Raw genomic sequence first — 6,870 nt, 5'->3', positions numbered from 1 at the left:
GGAGCGGATTACAAGATTCGAACCTGCGACCTCAACCTTGGCAAGGTTGCGCTCTACCAACTGAGCTAAATCCGCGTCTGCTGGCTGCTCAGCCAATGCCCTACTTTCGTAAGGCGCTGCAAATATAGGGTAATTGAAAAGACCCTTGCAAGTGTTTGCCCGTTTTTAGGAAGAAGTGTTGCGGGGCTATTTCCTAAGTGCCCTGATTTTCAGGGAAATAAGGGCGGAACTGTCATAAAACTTTTTCCTGCCGCTTGGCCTCTGCGTGAATCAGTCAGCGAGCAAGTCCTCAACCGTGAGTGATTCGGTAACCGGTCCGACCCGGGTCAGTTTTCTCTCGGCCATGGCCCGACCGGCCAGGGCGCAGTCTCGCAAGTTCTTATCGGCCAGGTAAGCGGCGAGGAAGCCGGACCAGAAGGCATCCCCGGCTCCGGTCGTGTCGACGACATCGACGGGGCGGGCGGGGAGGTGGAAACTTTCTTCGTGGGTGAGGATGTGGCAACCTTCCTCGCCGAGCGTCAGACAGACCAGGCTAGCACCGAGCTTTAAGATGCGGTGGGCGGCATTTGCCGGAGCCGTTACGGGTTCTCCGAAGAGCCGTTCAAAGTCAACTTCACTGACCTTGACCATTCCCCCCGCTCCCGCGATCTTAGTGAGCGCAGCCAGGCCGGCGGCCCGGTCATCCGCCCAGAGTTTGTCGGCGTAATTAAAGTCCACACTCAACCTGGCACCCGCGACCGCGCCCTCCTGCATTGCCCCCAGGATGACGGAGCGCGCCGGTTCTTCACTGAGGGCGAAGGCCGTGGTGTGCAGGACTTTGGCGGACTTGAAACTGAGCCGCTCGAACTGAGCACGGGTAATCAGACGGTCCGCCAGGCGATAGGGTTCGAAGTTACTGACGGCACGGCTTCTGGTGACGAGGATCAGCGTGGTAGGAGCCGCCGCGCGCGCGATCCCGTCCGTGGACACCCCGGCGTCGCGCACGGCGTCGACTAGTAAATCGCCCGCGTCGTCCTGACCGACGGTAGCGATGAGACCAACGTCCCGGCCAAGTTTTGCCAAGTTCATGGCTAGATTGGCGGGGCTACCGCCGGGCAGTCGCTGATAGCGGTCGGCGGATTGAAAATCATCCGCGTATTCCGTACTGATGAGGTCGATTAATAACTCGCCGATGGCGATAATCTCGGGGCTGTTGCTCTTTTCCATAAGGACTAAATGTAAGCAGGTGGAGCGAAACCGGGGGCGTCCTTTAAACAATGACCGCGGCTTATCTTTACCCTTATTCAGTAACTCCCAACCGCATGACCGCTCTCACTACCCGTTCCGCCACGCTCAAAAAGCTCAGTACCCAGAAATTTGATCTCATCGTCATCGGCGGGGGCATCACCGGTGCCGGCGTTGCGCTGGACGCCGCCAGCCGCGGCCTGGACACCCTTATCATCGAGCGCAACGACTTTGCGTCCGGGACGAGTTCGAAGTCGACCAAATTGATCCACGGAGGGCTACGGTACCTGAAAAATCTCGAGATCGGACTCGTCCGTGAAGTTGGCCAGGAACGCGCGGTCGTCCACGAATTGGCCCCGCACCTGGTGCGCCCGGAAAAGATGCTGCTCCCCCTCGTCGAGGGCGGTTCGCTCGGCAAGCTGTCCACCAGCATGGCCCTTTGGGTTTATGATTTCTTGGCCGACGTGGAGGGAGACGATAAGCGAATCATGCTCACCAAAGAGGAGACGGCTAATTACGAGCCGCTCTTACGCGACGACATCCTCAAGGGCGGCGGTTTCTATGCCGAATACCGGACGGACGACGCGCGCCTCACGATCGAGAACGTCAAGACCGCCATGCGCCACGGGGCCACGGCGGTGAACTACGCCGAGGCGGTCGACTTCACCTACGATGAGCAAGAAACCATCAACGGCGTAGTTATTCACGACCGGCACACCGACCAAACGATTACCGTGCGGACGGAGCACGTAATCAGTTGCACCGGCCCGTGGGTTGATGACCTGCGCAAAGTAGATAAGAGCATGACGAACCGGGGCGTTTTCCTGTCGAAGGGCGTTCACATTGTCGTCAGCCGGGAGCGGTTGCCACTGCAGCACGCCGTTTATTTCGACGTAGCGGACGGGCGCATGCTCTTTGCCATCCCACGCCTCCGCTGCACCTACATCGGGACGACCGATACGCCCTACAAGGGCGATCCGAACGCGATCCCCACCTTTCTGGAGGACGTTCAGTATTTGCTCGACGGGACCAACGCGATCTTTCCGACCGTCAACTTGAAGGTGGAAGACGTTGAATCCAGCTGGGCGGGGGTACGGCCGCTGATTTACGAGGAAGGAAAATCGGCGGGCGAAATGTCGCGCAAGGACGAGATATTCGAATCTAAGAGCGGGCTGCTAAGCATCGCCGGGGGTAAGTTGACGGGCTACCGCAAGATGGCGGAGCGGGTCGTCGACCGGGTCGGCAAACAGATGAAAGCGGATGGCTCGAAACTGAAAAAAACGAGCACTAAGGACCTCGCGCTCACCGGTGGTCCCTTCGCCGACTACGAGGAAGTCCTGACCTACGAAGAGACAATTGCTAACCAATTACTCGCATCAAGTTTGGCTCCCGACCGGGCGGGCTACCTCGTCGCCAATTACGGAAAACAAACGCCCGCCATCATCGAAGCGGCGACCAAGCGTAGTGAAGGCACCGACGTTGCCCGCCTGGCCTGCGCGGAAGCGGCCTATTGCATCGACAACGAGTTAGCACTTTACCCCCTCGACTGGGTGGAACGGCGGTCCGGGCGGCTGTACTTCGACATGCCGTCAATCGAGCCGGTGCTCAATGAGGTAACGGACGTTTTCGTGAAAGCCTACGATTATACCGAGGCGGAGCGGGAACAAGAACTGGAAAAAGTCCGGGCGGCAATAAAGTGGGTGAGTGAGTTTGCGGCGGAACCGGTCGCTACTCTTTCGGAGTAAACCCTACACCCCCCTTAATATCTAAAAGAATCACTTCACTCGATTCTCACAAAGTCCTCACTGTAGAGGCCTTGAAGCAAGCTGTTTCCCGCCTTGTCGAGCACTAGTCCACCGTATCTTGCCGCGCCGTAATCCTCCGCCCTACCCTCCTGGAAAAAGTATGAGTCCGCGCCAATGTCCACACTCCAATCTTTTTTGAGGTAGCGGATCGGGAACTCGCGTGCAGCTAGCGGCACGTTGTGTTGCTGGACGCGCTCCAGGCGACCGAGGCCGTCGCCGTCCACGCTCACGATGAGAAAGCCGCGCTTGGGGTCGGTAGCGCGGTCGACCTCGCGGGTGATGGCGTAGTCGAGCCGCATGTAGTCGCCCTGCAGTAGTGAACGGGGGTCCGCCGGTGCGAGCCGGAGGAGTACGAGTTTACCTTCATCAAGCAGGCGCTCACTTTTCTGAACGCTGTAAGCGACGTAGATCAGCATCGCCAGTAAGTTGCCGACAATGAGCAGTTTAGTGAGCGGCTTCATGGACGGTTAGTTTGCGGTGAATGGCTAAATAGGTAAGGAGGAAGAATACACCCGAAGCGGCGAGCACGGCGGATTTGGCCAGTAGCGTCAAGTTCAGATCGTAGTAGTACTGACCCATAAAATAGATGAAGCACAAGCAACCGAGCGTCAGTCCGAGTCGGTGGTTGACGCGAAAACTAAGGATGATGATCAACAAGCCGGGCGCGGCCGCGGGTGCAAAGTAGAGTGGGGAGAGGAGCAGCGCTAGTCCAGCTACGTAACTCCAAGCAGGTACCGAATCCTCCTTCAACGTACGGATCGTATAATACGCAACGTAAAGGATAATGGGAATCAGCAGTGTGTATAAAACTGGCGTAAACCAACCTAGTTCAGCGATTTCCTGCGGCTTTGCCCACTGGTAGAAATAACCACAAGTGATGGTGGCGGCCAAGAATGATACAATCGAGCCGGTACGAATAGCTGAATACCTTGCGGCTAAGTACCGGCTACCGGTCACCAAGTGACTTTCCAAAAGCACCCATGCGGCGATGAGGTACCCAGTCACCGCGACGTACACGATGACCCAAGTTATGTCCTCCGTGAGCATCAAGTAGCTTACTATCGACAGGTGCACACCCAACACGGCTAGCAATTGCACTAAGCCATTGCGAAACAGGAGCAGAATCCCGGCACACAGGAGCAACGCAACTAGCGTAATCGCGGCTTCCGTAGCAAAGTATTCCGCGGATGCGTACAGTACCAGTAGCGTACCGGCCGTGACGCTGGCTACCTCCAGCGCACCCAGGAACGGTTTGTCAACGGATTTGTCCACCAGCAGCGCACCACTCACCAGCAGTACTCCCACGACTAGTCTCGCCACAATCTCATCCATCACCCCGATCAGGAACAGGAAGGCCACCAGCGTCACCATGGCCATCAGGCCACCGAACAGACTAAGTAGTTGCAAGCCGAGTGGATATTCGTTTTCTAAGGCAGCCTGGTATTCGTTTTCCAGTTGTGGCGTGCCGGCGAGGTCGGCTAAGTTTGTGACCTGCCATGGACTTTTCTCGAAACCTCCTTCGCCGTGGGCTTCGGCGGTAGCCTCGCTCCTTTCCCAATCCCCTGCACCCGCGGCCGCGCCCGTAACCGCAGTACTTGGCGACCATTCATTGCGCAGGGTGTTAATCGTGATGGCGGCGAAAGTCGTTGCCCCCAGCACCCACAGCCCGGCGAAGTAAAAGCCCGCATCATCATTCGATAAAGTAATGAGGACCGCCAGGCTGGCGATGACCGCCAGCGACATCACGCTCAGTAAGCCTAACCAACGCCTAAAATAGCCAATCGCTAAGCCCCCGAATAAAACGCCCAGTACGCCGAACCGCACGACGTAAAATAGTGAACTCATTTCATCCGACCAGGCCGTCAGGGCAATTGCGGCCACCGCCACCACGCCGAGGCCGAGCGCAATCGTATTGAGGAACCAGGCGGGGTAATTTTGCTCGCCGCGGTTGCTAAGTACGGTAAAGGTTAAAAGCGCCAGGCCACTCGTGACGACGGAAGCGCCCAGCGTTTCGTAAGTCCGCCAGTGTTCCAGCACCTGCTCGCCAAAGAAATACAGCGTCAGGTTACCCACGATGAGCCACAGAATCCACAACGCGGGGAAGTCCACGACCACCGCCCACACCGTCGTGAATACGAACCACGCCAGAAAGTACTCGTAGTTATCCGCCCCGGTTTGGTAGATCTGCCCGTAGACCGCAAACAGCGCCCCGACCATCATCGCGGCGGCGGTCATCAGCATTTTACGGATGAAGGGAGAGAAAACAGGAAATAGCGCCATCAGCGTCGGCACGACCACCCCGGCACCCGCCAGCGATAGCTTGGTTACAGTAGTGAGTACGTCCCAATTGAAGGCCAACAGGTAAACGAGCGCCGAAGTCACCAGGCCCAGCCCGAGCGTCAGTAAAGTAATGCGCACGAAAGTTTGCCACTGTGGTAGCGTAGCGTAAACGTTCTCTCGTAGCGCCCGACCGTAGACCGGTGCCCGAATGGCACCGCGACGCGCTAAAAAAAGGAGGTACTGGCGGGTGGTGACCATAATGGTGGGGTGATTCGTAGCAAATCGTCCGTCGGTCACCAGTGCGGCGCGCGAACGAACGCTAAACTCGGTGAAACCCTGGTTTGGTTCGGTGAGCAAAGCAAAACACCGTAAACCAAACCAAGACGCGAAAGATAGCGTTACGGTACGGAATTACACCACGCAACACCGGCCCCACGTGGCCGAGTCTATCTTCGTGCGCTCTCTATACCTACCTCACCTTACTCGCCCCGTCTATGAAATACGAAGTTAAAATTGGAATACTCGCCATTGTTGCCATCGGGATGGCCATCTGGGGTTTCAAATACATCCAGGGCAGCAATCTATTCTCGAGTTCCAACGAATACTTCGTTCTCTACGAAGACGTGGCCGGCCTGACCATCGGTACGCCCGTACAAATCAGTGGCGTCAACGTCGGCTCCGTCAGCAACATCAAGCTGGACCAACAGACGAAGCTGGTACAGGTGACCATGGACGTGCGCGATGACATCAACATCCCGACCACCACGACGGCCTACATCGTCTCCGTTAGTATGCTCGGTGAGAAAGCCATCGACCTTACTTACCAGCAACCATGCTTCGGCGAAGACGACTGCGCGCCGAGCGGCACGACTATTCAGGGTGCCACGAAGAGCATCCTGGCAGGTTTGTTGGGCACGGAAGAGGGGGATGACCCGCTGGGGGATATGAAAGGTCAATTCGGCACCATCGTCGATAGCCTTCAGTACACCTTATTCTCCCCCGAAAGCGATAACCCGATCGCCCGCTCTATGCACGACCTCGCCATTACGATGGAAAATTTGCGGGGCACCAGTACCCAGTTGAGACGGGTTATCGATAACAATACTGGCGAGATCAACCAGTCCATGCGTAACATTGCCAGCCTCACCGAAACGTTGGCCAGCAAGCAGGAGGCACTGGGCGGCATCATCGATAACGCCAGTGGTTTTGCCAGTAAAATAAACCAACTCGAAGTAGAGCAGACGGTCACGGAAATCAACGAGGCCGTCAGCGAACTAAAAAGTACGGTTACGAAGGCCAACGGTGCCATCGACGAAGTATCCGGCATCCTCGCGGATGTGGGTAACGGTAAGGGAACCCTGGGCAAACTGCTCAACGACGACGGTGTCGTTTACGACCGGCTCGAGTCGGCCACGATGGAAGCGGACACCTTGCTGAGCGATTTTCAGGAGCGCCCCTACCGGTACATTCCCTTTAAGAGCCGCAAACGCGTTTTAAAGCACGACCGTAAGGATCAAGCGCTGCAATCAGTAGGCCCGAAGCAGTAAACCAACTATTCGTT

At 57.0% G+C, this 6,870-nt stretch carries 5 protein-coding genes and 1 tRNA gene; 2 read left to right on the top strand and 4 right to left on the bottom strand.

From position 1 onward, the window contains the following. Nucleotides 1–2 precede the first annotated feature (2 nt). Nucleotides 3–75, bottom strand: a tRNA-Gly gene (locus GGR27_RS01635). 195 nt (nucleotides 76–270) lie between these two features. Continuing rightward, entirely contained in the window at nucleotides 271–1,206 is a 936-nt protein-coding gene (locus GGR27_RS01630) for a carbohydrate kinase family protein (RefSeq protein WP_168035655.1), read from the bottom strand. 95 nt (nucleotides 1,207–1,301) lie between these two features. On the opposite strand from GGR27_RS01630, the gene GGR27_RS01625 reads away from it, so the two are divergent. Beyond that, entirely contained in the window at nucleotides 1,302–2,969 is a 1,668-nt protein-coding gene (locus GGR27_RS01625; RefSeq protein ID WP_168035654.1) for a glycerol-3-phosphate dehydrogenase/oxidase, read from the top strand. 35 nt (nucleotides 2,970–3,004) lie between these two features. Here the strand turns inward: GGR27_RS01625 and GGR27_RS01620 are convergent, their stop codons facing one another. Both GGR27_RS01620 and GGR27_RS01615 read right to left on the bottom strand, forming a co-directional pair. Next, nucleotides 3,005–3,490: a GDYXXLXY domain-containing protein gene (locus GGR27_RS01620; RefSeq protein WP_168035653.1), complete on the bottom strand. Its 486-nt coding sequence runs from the start codon at nucleotides 3,488–3,490 to the stop codon at nucleotides 3,005–3,007. Further along, entirely contained in the window at nucleotides 3,474–5,666 is a 2,193-nt protein-coding gene (locus tag GGR27_RS01615) for a DUF2157 domain-containing protein (RefSeq protein WP_168035652.1), read from the bottom strand. The genes GGR27_RS01620 and GGR27_RS01615 overlap by 17 nt, the downstream gene beginning before the upstream one ends. Nucleotides 5,667–5,803: 137 nt before the next feature. Here GGR27_RS01615 and GGR27_RS01610 point away from each other — a divergent pair, with 137 nt between their 5' ends. Beyond that, entirely contained in the window at nucleotides 5,804–6,856 is a 1,053-nt protein-coding gene (locus GGR27_RS01610) for an MlaD family protein (protein ID WP_168035651.1), read from the top strand. Nucleotides 6,857–6,870 lie beyond the last annotated feature (14 nt).

The sequence above is a fragment of the Neolewinella antarctica genome (genome assembly GCF_011927835.1).
Taxonomy (GTDB): Bacteria; Bacteroidota; Bacteroidia; order Chitinophagales; family Saprospiraceae; genus Neolewinella; species Neolewinella antarctica.
This window is presented reverse-complemented; position numbering and strand designations above follow the sequence as displayed.

What these genes read in the sequence shown, in the direction of transcription:
- GGR27_RS01610 (WP_168035651.1), top strand. Translation starts at nt 5,804, where the DNA reads ATGAAATACGAAGTTAAAATTGGAATACTCGCCATTGTTGCCATCGGG.
- GGR27_RS01625 (WP_168035654.1), top strand. Translation starts at nt 1,302, where the DNA reads ATGACCGCTCTCACTACCCGTTCCGCCACGCTCAAAAAGCTCAGTACC.
- GGR27_RS01620 (WP_168035653.1), bottom strand. Translation starts at nt 3,490, where the DNA reads ATGAAGCCGCTCACTAAACTGCTCATTGTCGGCAACTTACTGGCGATG.
- GGR27_RS01630 (WP_168035655.1), bottom strand. Translation starts at nt 1,206, where the DNA reads ATGGAAAAGAGCAACAGCCCCGAGATTATCGCCATCGGCGAGTTATTA.